Consider the following 18,722-nt stretch of genomic DNA (forward strand, 5'->3'; position numbering starts at 1 on the left):
TGTGTGCATAGGGCAATACAGTGGATCGTTGACAGATATGCACTGGTGCATGATGATGTGCATATCCACACAGGAGGCAGCCATGAGCGCTACCGATCTTCCAAAAAAGCTGGACGCATTACTGGGCTCGGGCATGACCTACAAGGCTATTGCAGAGCGCGCGCGGTGCGACACGTCAACGATTTTCCGCATTCGAAAAGGGGAGATCAGCAACCCCAGTTATATGGCCGGTACTGCTATCGACCAGATGCATGCCGAGCTGGAAACGAGCCTGAAAGCAGCTCCCAAATCAGCAGCATGAGCGCGCAGCCTGCCTGGAAGCATTTTCGCCGGCACGGCGGATTGCCACCACGGAAACACACCTGAGGTTTTACGGATGGAAGACTTTCTGAGAGCCACCCAGAGCGCAGTTCTGGACGGCGAGGCCAAGGTGCTCGCGTCGAAGATGGGCGTTCCACATGTGAGCCTGCTGCAGCGTGCGAACCCTGACAACGACGCGCACCGGCTCACGATCGAGCACCTCTTCGGGATTCTGCTTCACACCGGCGACATGCGTCCGCTGGCCGCGTTGGCGGCAGAGTTCGGCTTCGACCTGGTGGCGAAGGTCGCTCCACAGCCTCAAGCGCTCACCGCGTCCCTGATCAACGTTGGGAAGGAGGTCGCAGACCTGACCATCGCCGTGCACAACGCGCTTGTGGACGAACACGTCAGCTCGTTCGAGAAAGCCCAGATCAAGGTTGAGATCGAGCATGTCCGGCAGAGCCTGGATGTGATGGCGGCATCTGTGAAAGCAGCCTAACGGCTGAGCAATAGGCACAAAAAAGCCGACGGGCAAGGTCGGCGATTTCGTTACAGCGTTCGTGAGAGGAATCATGACAAATATCACCACACTTCGCAATACCGGGGGGTTTACCCGGATGGACAACGACTTGATGGAGGCCCTGGCCACCGTCGACCTGCCGGCGCGTGAGCTCCGCGTGGTGATGGCGATCGCTCGCCAAACCATCGGCTACCAGGTCGAGGCTAAGCGTCTCTCTGCTGACGATCTGGGCAAGCACACCAACATGCGCCGGGATGTCACCTCTAAGGCAATCAGCCACCTACTCGAGCGCCGCATCATCTTCCGCGTGGGTGGTAGCCGCGGCGATATCGGGATTTCCCCGATCAACGAGTGGGTGTTCTACGAAGTGAAAAAGACTGGTCTCAGTGAGACCAAATCGTCTCACTCAGCCCAAATTGTCTCACTGGTGCCCAAGTCGAGTGAGACCAAAACGGCAACTTCCCATCTTTATACAAAGAAATCTCCCCTAGTAACTGTTCCTACGGAACAGATTACTGCCCCCCAGGGGGCTGAACCCACCCAGCCTGAGGCAACTGCGGTCTCGTTCAACGGCGAAGACTTCCAAGTCACCACCGACCTGATCACCAAATGGGCCAGCGCCTATGCACCGATCGACGTTGAGGCAGAGATCAAGCGTGCAGCGGCCTGGGCCAGCGGCAGCAAGCCGAAGAAGGACTGGCGTCGCTTCCTGGTCAACTGGCTGGGCCGTGCGTTCAAGCGCAGCCCCAACGGTGCCAGCGAGGCCGGCGTGCCTGTCGACAAGATCATCGAGCTGTACCACCGGGTCTGCCCGAACCTGCCGGCGGTGACCGTGGCCACCGACCGCGTCCTGCGCAGCATGATCGCCGAGCGATGGAGCGAGTCGCCTGCCCATCAGAGCGGCCAGGGCTTCTGGCTTGGGTTCTTCCAGAAGGCCAACAACCGCAGCCAGGTGTTCTTCCGCGGGGCGAACGTCACGCCGCGCCTTGAGGCCCTGGTAAGCCGCGCTGTCTTCCGCGAAATCTCGGAGGCAGCCCAATGATGGACCTCCACAGCCTCGAGGCCGAACACGGCGTCCTGGGCGCGATGCTGCGCCAGCCGCACCTGATCGACGTCCTGTCCGATGACCTAGCCGCCGACGCCTTCGCATGGGATGACAACGCCGACCTGTACCGGCTGGTCCTGGAGCTGCACGCCGATGGCCAACCGGTTGACCCGATCACGCTGGAATCGCGCCGCGGCGCGCTGCCGAGCGGCACCAAGACCTTCGGCTATGCCGCCGAGATCCTGACCAACACGCCCAGCGTGGCAAACGCGAAGAGCTATGCCCAGATCATCCGGGATCGCGCTATCTGCCGGCAGCTGGCATCGGCCGCCGAGCGCATCAACGAAGTGGCCCATGAGCAGGCTAGCGTCGAGGACAAGGTGTCGTTGGCGCAGTCGATCGTGCTTGGCCTGGACGCCGCCGGCAAGGAAGGCGAGTGCCAGATGATCGGCGACATCCTGGCTGATCACGTTGAGATCCTGCAGGAGCGCCTGGACCGCTTCGAACAGGGCGAGATCATGGATGGCCTGAGCACTGGCATTCTCGACCTCGACAAATACACCCAGGGCCTGAAACCGGGCCAGATGATCGTGATCGCGGGTCGCCCGGCGATGGGCAAGACCACGCTGGCGATGAACGTGGCCGCAGACGTCGCCGTTGGGCAGAAGAAGCCGGTGCTGGTCGTCAGCCTGGAGATGAGCAAGACCCAGCTGATGGATCGTCTGCTTGCGGCCGTCGGCGGTATCCCGTTGCCGGCGCTGAAGTCGGGCGTGTGCGCTGCCGACCATGTGACTGAATTGAATGCCGCCACCCTGAAGCTGCGTGACGCGCCGCTCTGCGTCTCCGATGTGCCGGTGATGACCATGCCGCGCATCCGATCCATCGCCCGGCGCCAGTCGCACCGCATGGGCGGCCTGAGTCTGATCGTCATCGACTACCTCGGCCTAGTGGAAGGCGAGGGCAAGGGCCGCACCGAAGACGTCACCGCCATGTCGCGCCAGATCAAGCTGCTGGCGCGCGAGATGGGATGCCCGGTGATCATCCTGTCGCAGCTGAACCGCGGCTGCGAATCCCGCCCCGACAAGCGCCCGGTACTGAGCGACCTGCGCGAGTCCGGCGCCATCGAGCAAGACGCCGACATCGTGATGTTCGTGTACCGCGACGAAGTGTACCACCCGAACACCCAGGACAAGGGCATTGGCGAAATCCTCATCCGCAAGAACCGCGATGGCGAGATCGGCACAGTGCCCACGGTCTTCCAGGGCGATCGCTCCCGCTTCATTCCTCTGGCGGCCCGGTCCAGCCAGGCAAACGTCGTGCAGGTGAATTTCTGATGAGACAGCGCAGAACGATCTACCACCACCATGGCTACCGGCTTCGCTCGTACACCGAACTGATGTGGGCTCGGCTGCTGGACTCGGTCGGGATTTTTTACCTCTACGAACCGGACCTGGTCCGCGTCGATGACGGTTACTACCTGCCGGACTTCTGGCTGCCCCATGTCGGCTGCTACCTCGAAGTCAAAGGCGTTGCCCCGACGCCCGAGGAGATCGAGAAGGCGGACGCCGTCATGGCTCGCACCGGCAAGGAGGTGTTCTTCCTGGTGGGCCGGCCACATGCCGACGGCGGCGGCCTGTTCAATTGCGGCCTGCTGATGCGCGGCGCGCGTGGCTGGCACAGCAACATTTCGCCCATCGACCTGCAGCGCCTGGTGCGGGACCACGTCAGCACCGTCATGGCTTCCCTGATGACCTGCGCGGTGATGGACAACGAGATGGACTACGTCCGCCCGGTGGTCGACTGCCTCGAGGAGATGTTCTTGAAGCTGGCCGATCGATCCGAGATGGAGCGAGTTCTGCGCGAAATCCACGGGCCGTTGAACGCCCAGCGCCTGACCGACGCGCCGGAGCCGACTGTCTGCGAGAAGGGCGTAAAGGCCTTCCTCGACCGCCAGCAGTTCCGGACATCCCAGCGAGGTGCTGCATGAACCGTATCCCCACCACTGCGCCCGCTGCCCGAGCGCAGTTGCTGGCCAAGTACAAGCGCGGGCCTGTGGCCGGCAAGGAGTGCAAGTGATGATGCGAGCAACCCCAGTATCCATGCGGCGAGCACTCGAAGCCGCGCGCACCTATGCCGAGCATGGCGTGTTGTTCGTGCCGGTCCCGGTGCTCAACGAAGCCGACCAGGCCGACTTGGTTCGCCAAGTGGATGAGCGTCTTGAGCGAATGGCTACGCAGGCCGAAGCCGAGGAGCAGCACTGATGGACACCAACAAGATGCGCGAGAGATTCGAGGCCTGGGTTGTTTCATCTGGGCTGACTGATATCGGACTGGATCTTAGTCGCGGTAACCACGACTCCTACAAATCGAACACGGTCCATTGGCTCTATTGCGGCTATGTGGATGCCTGGAAGGAATCCCGCGAGGCCGTGGCAGTGGATCTGCCTACCAAAGCCTGCATCCGCACCAACGAGTACACGCCATTCGAGGTGGTCGATGTGTGCCGCGAGGCCATCGAGAACCAGGGCCTGAAGGTGACCCCATGAAGCGCACTTGGACCATAACCGTAGGCACCCACCGTTTCTCGATGGTGCTGTTGGAGCAGGCCCTGGATCACGCCGGGGCGCTGCGTGAGGCTCGGATGATCTGGCCGGCGTGTGAGGTGGCGGCATGAGGCAATGGGATACGAAACGTCAGTTCAAGCCTGACTACAGAGGGATTGCGCGAATGGTTTTCTGCGGAATACCAATGGCTGCCGAGCACGGGAGCTGGGCTTACGGCTTGCGAATGTTGCTCGAGGCAATGGGCATTCTGTCTCGCGCCATCGGGAACATGCTTCTCGCCATAGCGCTCCTGGCGCTTGCCCCAATAGCGTTCCCGCTGATCTGCCTTTTGTGCAAGCTCGCTGCCCGCAGCCGCAGGCTCGCTTACCTACGCCGCATGCGCGCAGCTGATGAGGATTTCTGATATGGCCGAAAGGATCAGCGTCAATTGCCAGGCCAAGCTCTCGGAGGCGGTAACCATGCTCACCAGCATGTACCGCGACAAGAAATTCGTGGTGGTCAGCCTGCGCCCAGGCAAGGACCGCACCCTGGACCAGAACGCGCTGTGGTTCGCCTTCTACAAGCGCATCGCGGAGATGACCCAGATCGGCGACGCGGCCGACGCCCGGCGCTACTGCAAGCTGCACATCGGCGTGCAGATCCTGCTGAACGAAGACGCCGAGTTCCAGCAGGCCTGGTACCGGGTCATGCGCCACCTGCCGTACGAGGAGAAGCTGGCGATGATGGGCGAGTGCAAGCTCTTCGGCCCGGACGGGTTCCCGGTGACCAGCTTGTTCAATCGCGCCCAAGGCGTGGCCTACACCGACCGCATCCTGGCCGAGTTCACGGCTAAGGGCGTGTTCTTCGGCGACTTGGTGGGCGAGGTGGCGGCATGAGGGTCGTGAGCAAGAAGGTCCGCGACAGCGCCCGTGGTCAGGACTGTGCCGTTCGAATTCCGGGCACCTGCAACTTCAACCCGGAAACGACTGTGCTGGCGCACCTGCCATGCGGCCAGAAGGGCATGGGCATGAAGGGCTTCGACACCGTGGCGGTCTACGCCTGTTCGAGTTGCCACGATGTTCTGGACGGGCGCGGGCGGGGCGAGGTGGATTGGTCGGACATGCCCAGGGCTATCGCGGAGACGCATGAGGCCCTGATCCGCGCCGGGCTGATGACGGTCAAGGGGGCGGCATGAACCAGGTAGTTCTTCTCCCTTGGCCGCCGGCCGTATGCAGCCCCAATGCACGGGTGCACTGGTCGAAAAAGAGCAGGGCGGCCAAGGCCTATCGAGCGGCGTGCCACGTGCTCGCCAAGCAGGCCGGCCTGCAAACGCCCGCAGGCCAGGCGCTGCTGGTGGTCGAGTTCGTGCCGCCCGACCGCCGCCGGCGCGACGACGACAACCTGCTGGCCATGTTCAAAGCAGGCCGTGATGGACTGGCAGACGCCCTGGGCATCGACGACAACGTGTTCGCCACCCAAATCCGGGTAAGCAAGGAAACCACCAAGGGCGGCGCTGTGCGCGTCCGTATCGAGCCGATGGAGGCCGCAGCATGAAATTGAACAGCGCACGCCAAGCCTGGCACGACTGTCTGTACACCGCCTGGGACAGCCAGGGCGCCTTCATCGAGAACCTGGGCCTGCTCGGCGCCATGGTCCAGACCACGCAGAAGCAGCGCAAGGCGAGCCATGCCATGCACCAGGCTCTGGCCGGTTGCATCCAACAGGCCATCGGCACGCTGCCGCAGTCGCTGCGGGCGTTCGGCAGCTGGATGTACAACCCGGTCGAGAACGACGACGACCGCGAGCTGGCCGAAGAGCTGGTGTTCGTGACCGCCTACAACGCCGGGCCGAAGATGTACGCCAAGAAATTCGAGAAGGCGCGCATGGTCGCCGCCGGCGTGCTGTACCGGTACCGCCGTATGCACCAGGGTGGACAGAGCGAAGGCATCGACCCGTGCCCAACGCCTGAGGTGTTCCGCGCGTGCCTGCTGGCCATCCACGGCCTGGAACTGTCGTCCGAGCAGTGGGGCAGGGAATGGGAGGGGTTCATCGACGCCTGTTTCGCCGCGTGCAACGACCTTGATCGTGACGCACTGGTGCCAATTTCACGGGTGTTGAAAGAGATGAAAATGGCCGCTTGACGAATTGTCCGGCTGGTGACACTATTTCGCCATTCTGACAATTTTGCCTTTGGCAAACGCATCACAAGACCCGGCCCTCGCGCCGGGTTTTTTGTTGCCCGCACACAAGGCCCCGTATGGCTCGATCAACCTGTTGGAGCCTGCTGGTCCTCGGCCTGGCGATGCTCAACTACGTCATGCACCGCGCCTTTTTCATCCAGCTTGAAACAGCGCGACACAGAATGGCCCTCGGCTAATGGATTGAGGTATCGAGTTTGGTTAAGATGTGCTCAAGTATTTGAGTCATCATGAGGCAGCGGCGCTGCCTCCACATCAGAAGTACTGAACTGCGGTGTGATTTGTTGATCCTGTCCGGCGGTCAGATAAGTATTTACTCAGATTTATAAAGCGCATACTCAGAATGGCTCGAATTTTTGAGCCATTGAGAGGTGCTTATGAAAATTACTCATAGTAGTCCGGCAGTAATTGCGAGACGTAATACTGACCCGGAGCCTGAGAATGATCCGGAAGAAAATAATAAATCACATCCTGAGGATCGGGACGATTACGTCGATTACGAAATAAGATACCAACCATTGTCCCCTGAGCAACGAAAAGCTGCCAACTGGGCGCATCCCACAAGGCGCTGGGATGCTCAGCTCATCCACTGAGTTAGAAATCGAAGTGTTTCCACCTAAAAATGGCTTAGGCAGCATGGGGATTTATGAAAGAAAAAAATGTTAAAGGCTTTCCAGATGCGCAAGATGGTACTCCTGGATCCGATAAAAAGGATGATGCGCAAAAAGGCAAGCAGATTGGGCGCGCCTCGAAGGCCGAGTTGTATAGCCATCAAGATAAAACCGAGAGTATCGAACAAAAGCGCACGCCCTGAAGTTACAAGGGTAAGTATTACTGGACGCTGGTGCTGTAAATAATGCGTTTCTTGGAAGATAAACCGCCTACGGGCGGTTTTTTGCTTTCGCATATTTTCAAGATTTTATTCGTGGCTGCTATCGGTAGCGAATTATTATTACGGTGAATGGCATGGACTCAACTGATTAGACCCAAGCGCGGTCACCTTGCTGAACGGGCTAGCATCTCAAAGCCACAGCAGACCCCAGGTCTGGTTTTATTTCACGCTTGCTGAGAGGTCGAGCATGGAGTTTTTTCACCGCCTGCTCGAGAAGGCTGACTTGGCTATCGCTGGTCTGCTCGGTGCCCTGGTAGCCACGCGCTGGCACAAGGACGATCTGCTCGACAGGAAGGCCTGGCTGCTCTTCCTGCTCACCGGCATGGCCTGCGCCCACTACCTGACCGGCATGGTCAGTGCCTACTTCGGCATCACCGAGCCGCGTAGTGTCGCTGGCGTTGGTTTCCTGCTGGGCACCTTCGGCGGATCGCTGATCGCCGCCATCACCCGCGCCATCAAGGCCGCTGATCTCTGGTCTGTCATCAGGTCCAAGTTCGGAGGGCCGAACCCATGATCATCGAGTACGTCAACGCAATTGCCGCCGGCGTCATCGCGCTGTGGGCATCCTGGGCTGTGCTGAGCGGAAAGGTGCGCGACGGTGTGGTCGGCAAGATCCTGTACGCGATCATTGCCCTGAGCGGCTACGCCATCCTGGCCCGATCGGACCGCATGTTCTTCACCCCGAACACCGCCGGCGTGACGATGCACGTCGCCCTGGCCTTGGCCGGTATCCGCCACATGTTCGTCATCACCTACTGGCCGCGGGTGAAGCGCTGGATCTGCCGGCGTTTGGACTGCGACCTGTGCAAGCGGGGCTGAGCGCAAGACTTAGGACTGACTCACTCGCCTTACCCATTCATTCGAGCAGCCAAAAGTGCTTGCTCCTTTGGAAGAAGCTTCAGTACTCCTGGGTGCTGACCAGTTTTGATGAATAGGTAATAGCGGTCCTGATTGTCATGCAGGATACGGTAGACGTCGGCTGTTCTGCTGGGGCTTGGCGAGGTGAGCTTGTCAACGATCAACGTGTAGCAATCAACGCTCAATCGGCTTAGGGCTGTTTGCAGCTCGGCGTCGATCTTTGATCGCCATTTATTCCTGTTATGTCGATACGCCACAGCCAGCAATATGACAGCCAGTATCGGCATGACGCCAGACGCGAAGGTCTTGAGCAACGTTTCCATGATTCCCAACGAGAAGCTGCGAAAACGGCAATCAATACCTGCATTCGCTTCTGACGACAAGAGTAATGAGTGGCGTCATGAGTGGGACGAATGCCCTAGTTGGGGTGTTGCCTTGGCGCGCCACAAAATCGACATGCGCCTTTTCGTGGCGCCAACTCCCCGAGGGAAGCCATGACCACCATCGCTTACAAAAACGGTGTGATTGCGCATGACACGCGCCAGACCCGAAACGGGACAATCATTTCCGATGAGTGCTCGAAGTGCCAGGTCGTAGAAGGGGTCAGCTTCTTCCTATCTGGTGCCGTGTGCGATGAGAAGGCGCTGATTGCTGCCTACTTCGGGACTCCGTCTCAGGTGTCGGTCGAGTGCTCAGGCTATGCGATCGACAGCGGTAAGCTGCTGCTAGTCGGGCATGACGACAAGACCGGTATCTGGAAACAGGAACTTGACCCTGCAAACCCAGACGCTATCGGTAGCGGATCGGCCTACGCCCTTGCGGCGATGGACATGGGGGCAAGTGCAGAACAAGCGGTGCGGTCCGCCATGAAACGGGACATCTACACCGGCGGGAAGGTCGTGACCTTTCGAGTGGCTGGGTAGGTGTGCCGCAGGTGAATGCGGCACTTTCTATCATTCTGCAGTTTGCAAAGCCGCCTGAATTTGGTCGGCGTACCTGGAGAGGTTATCCATCTCATTTTTGAGTTCTACTATGCCAGGGCTAGATACCCGTGCAGAGATGAGCTCCAGTGCAGCACCAACCGCAGCCTCGCGAGTCATCATCGGAGATCCCTTGCCTCCCATACCGCTTCGATTCAGATTCTTGAACAGATCAGACATATTGCTCTCCTTGAATTAGTCGAGCTTTACCAATAGCGGCAAGACGCCATCTTTTCAAGGTGAGGGACCAAAATGAGTAGACCATTACCATCGGCCGAACTCGTCGAATCCCCACTCCTTGTGCTTAAGCCCGCTGCTGAGGTATGGGAGTGGGTACAGCGCGAGATTCTCGCCAGCACTGGCAGCCTGTATAACCCCGACCACGCCCATTTGTTGGATGCCAGCTTAGAGGTGCTATGGGCATCGCATTCGTTCGCCAAGCAGGGGCGCACAGTGCTCGGTCAGGCTGAGCAGGTGATGTTCCGGGCGGGCGGCTGGCAGAAGGCACGCCAAGAGCAGCAGATGCGGGAGTGGTTCGGCGAAGAGCCGCAGTTCCTCATCACGTTCGCTGCCGACTACTGCGCCCAGTGCACCGACGACGAGTTCTGCGCCCTGGTCGAGCATGAGCTGTATCACATTGCGCAGGCGACCGATCAGTACGGTGCTCCCAAGTTCACCCAGGACGGTATGCCCAAACTGGAGATGCGTGGGCACGAAGTCGAGGAGTTCATCGGCGTGGTCCGCCGGTACGGTGCCAGCCAGGATGTACAGCAGCTAATCGACGCTGCAAGCCGGCCGCCCGAGGTGGCCAAGATCAACATTGCGAGGGCCTGCGGAACCTGCCTGCTGAAGTCGGCGTAGTTTTGACAGGCGCTTGACGGAACCTAAACCTATGGCAGCCCTGAGCAACGAGGTGAAGGCCTTCATCGTTCAGGCGTTGGCCTGCTTCGATACGCCATCTCAAGTGGCTGAGGCCGTCAAAAACGAATTCGGGATTGTGGTAAGCCGCCAGTCGGTTGAAAGCCACGACCCAACGAAGCGCGCCGCGCACCGCCTGGCCAAACGCTGGGTAGTCATGTTCGAAGACGCGCGCAAGCGTTTCCGCGAGGAGACAGCCGAGATCCCGATCGCCAATCGAGCGTTCCGCCTGCGTGGCCTCGGTCGGATGGCCGAGAAGGCCGAGAACATGCGCAACCTGGCCCTGACAGCTCAGCTCTACGAGCAGGCGGCCAAGGAGTGCGGCGACATGTACGTCAACCGCAAGCTCGAACCCGATAAGCCCCTGGGCTCCCAGGCGGACCAGCAGCACGCCGTTGCTGAGTACACGCTGGAGCCAGACGAGAATGTCCCGACTACCCCGTACCTATGACGCGCCGGTCAAGCTGACGCCCAAGCAGGCGAACATCTACGTGTGGGGCTTTCAGCCTCAGGCGCGCTTTCGTGATGCGGTATGCGGCCGGCGATTCGGCAAGACCTTCCTGGGCAAAGCAGAGATGCGCCGCGCGGCCCGATTGGCTGCGGAGTGGGGCGTAAGCGTCGAGGACGAAATCTGGTACGGCGCGCCGACGTTCAAGCAAGCAAAGCGCGTGTTCTGGCGTCGCCTGAAGCAGGCCATCCCAGAGGCCTGGCGCGCGGCACGCCCCAACGAGACCGAGTGCTCGATCACGCTCAAGTCCGGTCACATCATGCGCGTGGTCGGTCTGGACAACTACGATAACCTGCGCGGCTCTGGCCTGTTCTTCGTTCTGGTGGATGAGTGGGCCGACTGCCCTTGGGCGGCCTGGGAGGAGGTTCTCCGGCCGATGCTCTCGACCTGCCAGTACACTATTCCGCAGACCGGCGAGTCGCGCAAGGGCGGTCACGCGTTGCGGATCGGCACACCCAAAGGCTTCAACCACTGCTACGACACCTACCGCGACGGCCAGCCCGGCGGCGAGCCTGACCACAAGAGCTGGCAATACACATCGCTGCAGGGCGGCAACGTCCCAGCCGAGGAGTTGGATGCAGCTCGGCGCAAGATGGACCCGCGTACCTTCCGCCAAGAATACGAGGCAGGGTTTGAGAACTACGCCGGGGTCGTCTACTACACCTTCGACCGTGCGGAGTGCGGTACCAGCGAACGCATCAAGCCAAGCGAGGCGTTGCACATCGGCATGGACTTCAACGTGATGAAGATGAGCGCCGTGGTGTACGTCGTGCGTGACGGTCTGCCGCTGGCGCTCGACGAGTTCCACACGGTGCGCGATACGCCGGAGATGATCGAGAAGATTCAGGCCCGGTTCCCAGGCCATGGTGTCTCGGTCTACCCGGACGCCAGCGGCCAGAACACCAGCAGCAAGAACGCCAGTGAATCGGACATCTCGCTGCTGAAGAAGGCCGGCTTCACCGTGGTGGTCGACTCGCAGAACCCAGGCGTCAAGGATCGAGTCAACGCGATCAACGCCATGTTCCTCAATACCTACGGCGAGCGGCGCTTGAAGGTCAACATTGACCAGTGCCCTAAGCTCACGCAGTGCCTGGAGCGGCAAACCTACGACAAGAATGGTGTGCCGGACAAAGACCCGAAGAAGGGCCACGACCACATGAACGACGCCGCCGGCTACTTCATCGCCAAGCGGTACCCAATCAAGAGCCAGTCGGCCGGCACTCGCCGCATCGGAGGTTTGGCGTAATGCCTGTTCAATCCACCAACCCAGACTTCGACGCTCACATCAATGAGTGGCGGATGATGGACGACGCGCTGGAAGGCGAGGGCGCCATCAAGCGCAGCTCGGTCAACCTGCCCAAGCCCAGTGGCATGGTCGAGGCTGAAAAGCTGGACGGCCAGGGCAACGCTTACCTCTACCAGAACTACACGGCCCGCGCGCAGTACGAGCACTGGGTGCGCGATTCGCTGCGCTCGATGATGGGCCTGGTGTCGCGCCTGATCCCGGAGGTGAAGCTGCCCAGCGGCCTCAAAGGGCTGGAGGACAACGCTACCGCTGATGGCTTCGGCCTGACGCAGCTGTTCCTGCGCATCGTGCGCCAAGCGATCTCACACGGCCGGGTGCCGCTGGTGGTCAACGTCGATGACGCGGGCCAGCCGTACTTCGCCACCTACGCCGTGCGCAATGCGATCAACTGGGACACAGCCGACCAAGGCGGACGGCAGGACCTGGTGCTGGCCGTCTTCCGCGAGTTCCGCAAGAAGGCCGAGGACCGCTACAGCCATGACTGCCAGATCGTGTTCCGCGAGTTCTTCATGCGAGACCAGGTCTGCTACACGGCCGTGCGGAATGAGGCGGGCGAGCTGATCGAGGATGAGCGCCCGCTCGGGACTGTCGGCACCGGCAACCAGCTGGTGCGCGGCCTCGAGTACATCCCAGTGATCTACTGCGGCTCGACTGACAATTCGCCGGACGTGGACGAGATTCCGCTGCTGACCATGGCGCGGGCGGCGCTCAAGTCCTACCAACTCAGCGCGGACTACTTCACAGCGCTGCACCAGACCAGCCACCCGCAGCCGTGGGTGTCCGGCCTGGATGAGAGCGTGGAGTTGAGCGTGACCGGCCCATCAGCGGCTTGGGACTTGGGTAAGGATGGTTCCTGCGGCTACCTTGAGTTCCAGGGCGCTGGCGTCCAGGCCGTACGCACCGCCATGGCCGACCAGAAGAGCGCAGCCCTTGAGGCTGGCGCCAAGGTCATGGACGTGTCCGGCACCGAGTCGGGCGAGGCGCGCAAGACGCGCCAGAACGACCAGCATGCCACGCTGCACAGCATCGTCATTACTGCGGCGGCGGCCATCGAGCAAGCGCTGCGTTACGCCGCTGAGTGGACGGGGTACAACGCCGATGAAGTCGTGTTCAAGGTCAAGCCTGAATTCATAATTCCGGTAGTAGACGCCCAGGTGCTGGGTGAGCTGCAGAAGAGCGTCATGGCCGGCACGATCAGCGCCGAGACCTACTGGCAGTACCTCACCACCGGCAAGCTGCCCGAGCGGGCCTACGACGAAGAGGCCGGGCTGATCAGCGACGAGCGTGAGTCGGCCGGCATTGACCTGGATAGAGACAATGGCGACGAAACCGACGCAAACGGCAGACGAGATGCTGCTGGAGCAGGTCAGTCGACACGCGGTGCTGCTGGAGCGGCTCAAGGCCGGTGAGGTCAAGAAGTTCGAGACGGTCCTGCGCCAGGTAGATACCCAGGTGCGGGATCAGCTGACCCGCAAGGAGCTGACGACCTACAGCCGGTCCCGGCTTGAGGAGTTTCTGGGCCGGGTAGGCGGGAAGCTGCTGGACGTCTATCAGGCTTTCGGCAACCGCATGCAGTCCGACCTGGTCGACATCGCGCTCTACGAAGCAGCATTCGAGCGCAGAAGCCTGGCCGAGTCGCTGCTGATTGACGCGATCATGCCGACCGACCCGCTTATCCGGACGGCGATCAATACCCAGCCGCTACAGGTGGCCGGCATCGACGGCGGCACCCTGCTCAAGCCGTTCTTGAAAGGCTGGACGCGGACCGAGTCGACCCGGGTCACCAACGCCATACGGCTTGGCGTGGTACAGGGTCAGACCAATGCGCAGATCACCCAGGCTATACGCGGCACGGCCGCACAGAACTTCACCGATGGCGTGCTGGCGGTCAGCAACCGCACCGCCAAGGCAGTCGTGCACACCGCCGTGCAGCACGTGTCCGCTACGGCGCGCATGGAGACGTTGGCCGCGAACGCTGAGTTCGTGCCGGGCTACCGCATCGTGGCCACCCTGGACCGGAAGACCAGCCAGCAGTGCAAGAGCCTAGACGGTCGCGAGTTCGAGATAGGCAAAGGGCCGGTACCGCCGTTTCACGTCAATTGCCGGACGACCATCACGCCAATCACCAAGCTTTCGGCAAAGTTCGCAGAGGGCGCCACGCGCGCATCCGTGGGGGACTCGGGCGGTGCGCAGGTGTCCGCCGGCCTGAGCTATTACCAATGGCTCAAGACGCAACCCGCGAGCTTCCAAGACGCTGCGCTCGGCCCGGTGCGCGCCAAACTGTTCCGCGATGGCGGGCTTACCGCTGAGCGATTCGCCTCTCTGCAACTGGACAAGAACTTCAAGCCGCTGACGCTGGACCAGCTCAAGGAGCTGGAGCCGTTGGCGTTCGAGCGGGCCGGCATCAACTGATTCGCGCCACAAAACACCAAGCCACGATTTTGTGGCGCGGACCACGCCTCGCACCGCGGGGCTTTTTTCTGCCCGCGAGGCGGGCCAATCAATCCCCAGGGGATACCCACATGCCTTTTGACTTTGACCCGGCCGCCCACGGCCTCACCCTCGACGAGACCCAGGCCGCAGCACTCAAGGCAGCGCTGGGCGGCGAGGTGCAGAAATTCCTGGACGGCGAGGTCTCGGGCCTCAAGACCAAGAACCGCGAGTTGATCGACTCCAACAAGACCATCAAGACCGAGCTGGACGGGATCAAGGGCAAGTTCGATGGCCTAGACATCGAGGCCGTCAAAGGCCTGCTGACCAAGGCCGGCCAGGACGAAGAGACCAAGCTGATCGCCGAAGGCAAGCTGGACGAGGTTGTCAGCCGTCGAACCGAGCGGCTGCGCGGCGACCTCGACAAACAGATCAAGGCCGCAAACGAGCGCGCCGAAAAGGCCGAAGCCTTCGCTGCCAAGTACAGCGACAAGGTGCTGGCCGACTCCATCCGCGCCGCTGCCATCAAGGCCGGCGCGCTGCCTGAGGCTGCCGAGGACATCATTCTGCGCGCCCGCGGTACCTTCAAACTGAGCGAAGACGGTGAGCCAATCGCCACCGACCGTGATGGCCAGATCATCTACGGCAAGGACGGGAAGAGCCCGCTGTCTCCTCACGAATGGGCGGAATCGCTGCGCGAGACCGCTACTCACCTGTGGCCCAGGGCCCAGGGTGCCGGACCTACCGGCGATCAAGGTGGCAAGGCCACGCAGAAGTTCACCGACATGACCGAAGCCGAACGTACCGCCCTTTACCGGTCGGACCCGGCGAAATATCGCCAGCTGCGCGATGCCACCTAACAGGAGTAACACCCTATGGCGACTACTCGCCTTTCCGATGCCGTGATCCCCGAGGTCTACGCCGACTACCAGGCGGAAAACACTCCCGAAAAGACCGCTTTCTTCGAGTCCGGCGTTGTGGTCCGTAACCCGATGCTCGACGCCAAAGCCAACACCGGCGGTCAGGAAATCCAAGTGCCGTTATGGCGCGATCTGGATGCGTCCATCGAGCCCAATGCTTCGAACGACGATCCAGCTGACATGGCCGCACCCAACAAGCTGGGCTCCGGCTTGCAAAAGGCTCGCATCAGCTACCTGAACCAAGGCTACTCGGCCGCTGATCTGGTGGTGGAGCTGGCTGGCTCCGATCCAATGCAGCGTATCCGCAACCGTTTCGGCACCTACTGGCAGCGCCAGTGGCAGCGCCGCATCATCGCCTCTGCCGTAGGCCTGCTGGCGGACAACGAAGCGAACGACGATGGCGACATGGTCTATGACGGTGCTGCGGGTCTGTGGTCGCGCCAAGCGTTCACCTCGGCCGTGTTCACCCTCGGTGATGCCTTCGGCCAGCTCTCGGCCATCGCTGTGCACTCGCTGGCCTACAAGCAGATGGTCGATGCCGACGACATCGACTACGTGAAGGACAGCCAGGGCAACCTGACCATCCCGACCTTCATGGGTCAACGCGTGATCGTCGATGACTCCATGCCGGCAACCAGTGTGGGTGACCCGGCGAGTATCGTCACGACCGCAGTCCTGTTCGGTGCTGGCGCTTTCGGCTATGGCGAGGGCACCCCAGAGGTGCCGGAAGAGATCGAGCGTCAGGCGCGCGCGGGCAACGGCGGCGGCGTGGAAACCCTGTGGGAGCGCAAGACCTGGATCCTGCACCCGTTCGGTTACCAGTTCACCGGTGACGACATCACCAATCGCGCCAACGTGCGTGGACGTACCGGCGCGGACACCGCGCTGGACGAGTTCTCGCCACTGCTGGCCGACCTGCGCAAGGCCGCCAACTGGAATCGCGTGGTTGATCGCAAGAACGTGCCGATCGCCTTTCTGAAAATCAAAGGCGCCTGAGTCGATGAGGGCTTCGGCCCTCGTTTCCGTGGAGACGATGATGAGCAAAGACGACATCAAACCGGGTGAGCAGCTGACACTCGCCCAGATCAACCGGATGCGCAAACAGGCGCAATCGGCCGCACCAGGTGGCAACGGTGTTGGCGGGAATGGGCTGCGCCAAGATGGGCCGACCGTTGGCGAGTTTGTAGCAGCCGGCTATCAGGCCTCTGGCTACCCCCCGGAAGGCTACGCCTCGCGCAGCAGCCAGGAAGAGATCGACGCAGCCATCGCGGCTCAACGTGGCAGTGCCGAGACCGACCCGCACAAGATGAACGTGCCCGAGCTGAAGGAATGGCTCACCGCGAAAGGGATCGAGTTCGACGCCAGCGCGAAGAAGCCCGACCTGCAAGCACTGATCCCGCAGGAGTAAGGCCATGACCGACTTCGTCACCGAGGCCGATGTGGCCCAGCTGCTGGGTCAGGACTGGGCGGGCGCCGGTGATGCGGTCCTTGCCGTGGCCATGGCCAACGCCTGGCTCACGGCCAAGATCAAGCGCGCGGTACCTGAGGCGGTGCCGGACGCAATCAAGTCCGCTGGCGCGCAGGTGGCCAAGCTGGCTGTGGCCGGCAAGCTCTACAAGGACACCGATCGCGAAGTGCAGAGCAAAACGGTATCGGCTCAGTCCGGAACTTCGGTCAGCAAGACTTACGTCGCTGGCTCGACCGATCGGTCCACCGCCGAGAACTTCGCACTGGACCTCATCGCGCCGTGGACGCGCCGACCGGGCACCGTGATGCTCAAGAGGGTCTAGCCATGGGCATGCGCGAAGAACTGCAGGCCGAACTCGCAGAGGCCTTCGACGACCCCGACGGCTTGGCTGATGCCGTTCGGTCTGTCGCGGGATCACGCTCTATCAAAGGCGGTTACGACCCCGCCATCGGCGGCACGGTACCGACCTCAACGCTCCACTACTCGGGTCGGGGAGTGTTCGGCAGCTACTTGGCCAAGGAGATCGACGGCTCACGCATCCAAACGGAAGACGTGAAGCTGCTTGTACTGCAAAACGAACTGTTCGAAGTCCAGGTCGCTGCCGTTACCGATGTCCCGGCTGCGCCCAAGATTGGAGATCAGGTAAGCGGGTATCGCGCCCTCAACGTCTCCGAGGATGCAGCCAGGGCGACGTGGACCATTCAGCTGAGGAAATGACATGCCCCGTGGCTCACACATGACCCAGCGGTATGGCGGGCGTGACGGCGGTTTCGCTGAAAGCATTCGCGCATTCGCCGAACAGGCTCAGCACGCGCTCGACGCGACCTTCCGCGAGATCGTGATCGAGATCGGCAGCAGCGTCATTCGCATGTCGCCGGTGGGCAACCCTGAAATATGGGCGGCCAACGTGGTACATCGAAACGCGAACACGCGCGCTGCTGACGACTACGATTACAAGGTCGCCATCCGCAACACCCTGATCAACCTCAACGAAAGCAACTTCACCAAGTCGGGCAAGCTGCGCAAGGGCGTGAAGTACGCTAAACCACTGACGAAGACCGAGCGCGAGCAGAACTTTGCTGTGAACGGCCTCGTGACGGGGCAGGGCTACGTCGGCGGCCGCTTCCGAGGCAACTGGCAGTTCTCGATCGACTCGCCGGCTACCAACGAGCTTGATCGCATCGACCCATCCGGCAACGAGGCGATTTCTGCCCTGCTGAACCAGGTGCAGGCGCTGACCATCGGCCAGACGGCCTACATCGTCAACAACCTCCCATACGCGATTCCGCTCGAGTATGGCCATTCGACCCAAGCGCCGGGGGGCATGGTCCGGGTAACCCTGGCCAACTTCCAGCGCATCGTCGACCAAGCCATCCGGAGCAACCGCGTATGAGCCAGGCCAGAGCCCGTCAAGCGATCGAAATCAAGCTGATGGCCTGGGCCGCGGCGCGCCCGATTCGGGTGGCCAACTTCGAAGGGGGATTCGAGGCCGAACCTGGAGAGACCTACCTTCGCGCCTACCTGCTGCCTGGCAGCACCGTGTGTAACTACCTGGGCGGCGAGGCCTACGAATACACCGGCGTCTACCAGGTGAGCATCGTGTGCCCGGCTGGCCAGGCACTGGCAGCTGCCGAGGCGCTGGTCGACGACTTGTCGAGCATCTTCCGGGCTGACTCTCCGCTGAGCCGCAATGGCTTCGAAGGCCTGATCACCGAGCCAGTGGAGCAGGGGCCCACCATCACCGAGTCGGCGGCCTACACCGTTCCGACCAGCTTCACCTACCGCGGCATCGCGGACCAACCGCCCGCAGGGGCATAACACCGCCGCCCGGCGGGCC

Annotated in this window: 30 protein-coding genes; 28 read left to right on the top strand and 2 right to left on the bottom strand. The window is 61.6% G+C overall.

Going from position 1 to position 18,722, the window contains the following annotated elements:
* The first annotated feature begins 82 nt into the window (after positions 1-82).
* From B4M43_RS12215 to B4M43_RS12285, 15 genes are all read left to right on the top strand, one after another.
* Positions 83-301 (top strand): hypothetical protein, encoded by a 219-nt coding sequence (locus B4M43_RS12215; protein ID WP_296267411.1) that lies wholly within the window; start codon positions 83-85, stop codon positions 299-301.
* 75 nt (positions 302-376) lie between these two features.
* Entirely contained in the window at positions 377-799 is a 423-nt protein-coding gene (locus tag B4M43_RS12220; RefSeq protein WP_296267413.1) for a phage regulatory CII family protein, read from the top strand.
* 73 nt (positions 800-872) lie between these two features.
* Positions 873-1,862 (top strand): replication protein, encoded by a 990-nt coding sequence (locus B4M43_RS12225; RefSeq protein ID WP_296267415.1) that lies wholly within the window; start codon positions 873-875, stop codon positions 1,860-1,862.
* Complete coding sequence (gene dnaB / locus B4M43_RS12230) at positions 1,862-3,199, top strand: replicative DNA helicase (RefSeq protein WP_296268387.1); 1,338 nt, start codon at positions 1,862-1,864, stop codon at positions 3,197-3,199. Before B4M43_RS12225 ends, dnaB begins: the two co-directional genes overlap by 1 nt.
* Positions 3,199-3,852, top strand: coding sequence for a hypothetical protein (locus tag B4M43_RS12235; protein WP_296267416.1), 654 nt, complete (start codon positions 3,199-3,201; stop codon positions 3,850-3,852). The genes dnaB and B4M43_RS12235 overlap by 1 nt, the downstream gene beginning before the upstream one ends.
* 88 nt (positions 3,853-3,940) lie before the next feature.
* The gene (locus B4M43_RS12240) at positions 3,941-4,126 is read left to right on the top strand and encodes a DUF1382 family protein (protein WP_296267418.1); all 186 of its coding nucleotides are present in this window, start codon (positions 3,941-3,943) and stop codon (positions 4,124-4,126) included.
* Complete coding sequence (locus B4M43_RS12245) at positions 4,126-4,410, top strand: hypothetical protein (RefSeq protein ID WP_296267419.1); 285 nt, start codon at positions 4,126-4,128, stop codon at positions 4,408-4,410. Before B4M43_RS12240 ends, B4M43_RS12245 begins: the two co-directional genes overlap by 1 nt.
* A complete protein-coding gene (locus B4M43_RS12250; RefSeq protein ID WP_296267421.1) occupies positions 4,407-4,538 on the top strand; it encodes a hypothetical protein in 132 nt (43 codons plus the stop codon). The genes B4M43_RS12245 and B4M43_RS12250 overlap by 4 nt, the downstream gene beginning before the upstream one ends.
* 294 nt (positions 4,539-4,832) lie before the next feature.
* Positions 4,833-5,303 (top strand): hypothetical protein, encoded by a 471-nt coding sequence (locus tag B4M43_RS12255; protein ID WP_296267423.1) that lies wholly within the window; start codon positions 4,833-4,835, stop codon positions 5,301-5,303.
* A complete protein-coding gene (locus tag B4M43_RS12260) occupies positions 5,300-5,602 on the top strand; it encodes a nuclease domain-containing protein (RefSeq protein WP_132578470.1) in 303 nt (100 codons plus the stop codon). The genes B4M43_RS12255 and B4M43_RS12260 overlap by 4 nt, the downstream gene beginning before the upstream one ends.
* On the top strand, positions 5,599-5,961 hold the full coding sequence (locus tag B4M43_RS12265) for an endodeoxyribonuclease RusA (protein ID WP_296267428.1): 363 nt from the start codon (positions 5,599-5,601) through the stop codon (positions 5,959-5,961). Before B4M43_RS12260 ends, B4M43_RS12265 begins: the two co-directional genes overlap by 4 nt.
* Positions 5,958-6,548 (top strand): hypothetical protein, encoded by a 591-nt coding sequence (locus B4M43_RS12270; RefSeq protein WP_296267429.1) that lies wholly within the window; start codon positions 5,958-5,960, stop codon positions 6,546-6,548. The genes B4M43_RS12265 and B4M43_RS12270 overlap by 4 nt, the downstream gene beginning before the upstream one ends.
* A 703-nt stretch (positions 6,549-7,251) precedes the next feature.
* Positions 7,252-7,419: a hypothetical protein gene (locus B4M43_RS12275; protein WP_296267431.1), complete on the top strand. Its 168-nt coding sequence runs from the start codon at positions 7,252-7,254 to the stop codon at positions 7,417-7,419.
* 265 nt (positions 7,420-7,684) lie between these two features.
* Positions 7,685-8,011, top strand: coding sequence for an MFS transporter (locus B4M43_RS12280; protein WP_296267433.1), 327 nt, complete (start codon positions 7,685-7,687; stop codon positions 8,009-8,011).
* Positions 8,008-8,316 (top strand): hypothetical protein, encoded by a 309-nt coding sequence (locus B4M43_RS12285; RefSeq protein WP_296267434.1) that lies wholly within the window; start codon positions 8,008-8,010, stop codon positions 8,314-8,316. The genes B4M43_RS12280 and B4M43_RS12285 overlap by 4 nt, the downstream gene beginning before the upstream one ends.
* A gap of 29 nt (positions 8,317-8,345) precedes the next feature.
* Here the strand turns inward: B4M43_RS12285 and B4M43_RS12290 are convergent, their stop codons facing one another.
* Positions 8,346-8,678 (bottom strand): hypothetical protein, encoded by a 333-nt coding sequence (locus tag B4M43_RS12290; protein ID WP_296267436.1) that lies wholly within the window; start codon positions 8,676-8,678, stop codon positions 8,346-8,348.
* Positions 8,679-8,849: 171 nt separating this feature from the next.
* On the opposite strand from B4M43_RS12290, the gene B4M43_RS12295 reads away from it, so the two are divergent.
* Complete coding sequence (locus B4M43_RS12295; protein ID WP_296267437.1) at positions 8,850-9,278, top strand: proteasome subunit beta; 429 nt, start codon at positions 8,850-8,852, stop codon at positions 9,276-9,278.
* Positions 9,279-9,308: 30 nt separating this feature from the next.
* Here the strand turns inward: B4M43_RS12295 and B4M43_RS12300 are convergent, their stop codons facing one another.
* Positions 9,309-9,515: a hypothetical protein gene (locus B4M43_RS12300; protein ID WP_296267438.1), complete on the bottom strand. Its 207-nt coding sequence runs from the start codon at positions 9,513-9,515 to the stop codon at positions 9,309-9,311.
* A 72-nt stretch (positions 9,516-9,587) separates the two neighbouring features.
* On the opposite strand from B4M43_RS12300, the gene B4M43_RS12305 reads away from it, so the two are divergent.
* From B4M43_RS12305 to B4M43_RS12360, 12 genes are all read left to right on the top strand, one after another.
* Positions 9,588-10,196, top strand: coding sequence for a putative metallopeptidase (locus B4M43_RS12305; RefSeq protein ID WP_296267440.1), 609 nt, complete (start codon positions 9,588-9,590; stop codon positions 10,194-10,196).
* Between the two features lie 31 nt (positions 10,197-10,227).
* Positions 10,228-10,704, top strand: a complete 477-nt coding sequence (locus B4M43_RS12310; RefSeq protein WP_296267441.1) for a DUF2280 domain-containing protein — start codon at positions 10,228-10,230, stop codon at positions 10,702-10,704.
* Positions 10,679-12,007, top strand: coding sequence for a terminase (locus B4M43_RS12315; RefSeq protein ID WP_296267443.1), 1,329 nt, complete (start codon positions 10,679-10,681; stop codon positions 12,005-12,007). The genes B4M43_RS12310 and B4M43_RS12315 overlap by 26 nt, the downstream gene beginning before the upstream one ends.
* Positions 12,007-13,476 carry a DUF4055 domain-containing protein gene (locus tag B4M43_RS12320; protein ID WP_296267445.1) on the top strand — a complete coding sequence of 490 codons (1,470 nt, stop codon included), beginning with the start codon at positions 12,007-12,009 and terminating at the stop codon, positions 13,474-13,476. Before B4M43_RS12315 ends, B4M43_RS12320 begins: the two co-directional genes overlap by 1 nt.
* Positions 13,418-14,479, top strand: coding sequence for a minor capsid protein (locus B4M43_RS12325; RefSeq protein ID WP_296267447.1), 1,062 nt, complete (start codon positions 13,418-13,420; stop codon positions 14,477-14,479). The genes B4M43_RS12320 and B4M43_RS12325 overlap by 59 nt, the downstream gene beginning before the upstream one ends.
* Positions 14,480-14,589: 110 nt before the next feature.
* Entirely contained in the window at positions 14,590-15,357 is a 768-nt protein-coding gene (locus B4M43_RS12330) for a hypothetical protein (protein ID WP_296267449.1), read from the top strand.
* Between the two features lie 15 nt (positions 15,358-15,372).
* A complete protein-coding gene (locus tag B4M43_RS12335) occupies positions 15,373-16,413 on the top strand; it encodes a phage coat protein (protein WP_296267451.1) in 1,041 nt (346 codons plus the stop codon).
* Positions 16,414-16,453: 40 nt separating this feature from the next.
* Entirely contained in the window at positions 16,454-16,825 is a 372-nt protein-coding gene (locus B4M43_RS12340; RefSeq protein WP_414707837.1) for a HeH/LEM domain-containing protein, read from the top strand.
* Positions 16,826-16,829: 4 nt separating this feature from the next.
* Positions 16,830-17,207 carry a hypothetical protein gene (locus B4M43_RS12345; RefSeq protein ID WP_296267453.1) on the top strand — a complete coding sequence of 126 codons (378 nt, stop codon included), beginning with the start codon at positions 16,830-16,832 and terminating at the stop codon, positions 17,205-17,207.
* Between the two features lie 2 nt (positions 17,208-17,209).
* Positions 17,210-17,602, top strand: coding sequence for a hypothetical protein (locus B4M43_RS12350; RefSeq protein ID WP_296267455.1), 393 nt, complete (start codon positions 17,210-17,212; stop codon positions 17,600-17,602).
* Position 17,603: 1 nt separating this feature from the next.
* The gene (locus B4M43_RS12355; protein ID WP_414707838.1) at positions 17,604-18,278 is read left to right on the top strand and encodes a hypothetical protein; all 675 of its coding nucleotides are present in this window, start codon (positions 17,604-17,606) and stop codon (positions 18,276-18,278) included.
* Positions 18,275-18,703 carry a phage tail terminator-like protein gene (locus tag B4M43_RS12360; protein WP_296267458.1) on the top strand — a complete coding sequence of 143 codons (429 nt, stop codon included), beginning with the start codon at positions 18,275-18,277 and terminating at the stop codon, positions 18,701-18,703. Before B4M43_RS12355 ends, B4M43_RS12360 begins: the two co-directional genes overlap by 4 nt.
* The last annotated feature ends 19 nt before the right edge of the window (positions 18,704-18,722 follow it).

The sequence above is a fragment of the Pseudomonas sp. UBA6562 genome, from assembly GCF_002434265.1.
GTDB lineage: Bacteria > Pseudomonadota > Gammaproteobacteria > Pseudomonadales > Pseudomonadaceae > Aquipseudomonas.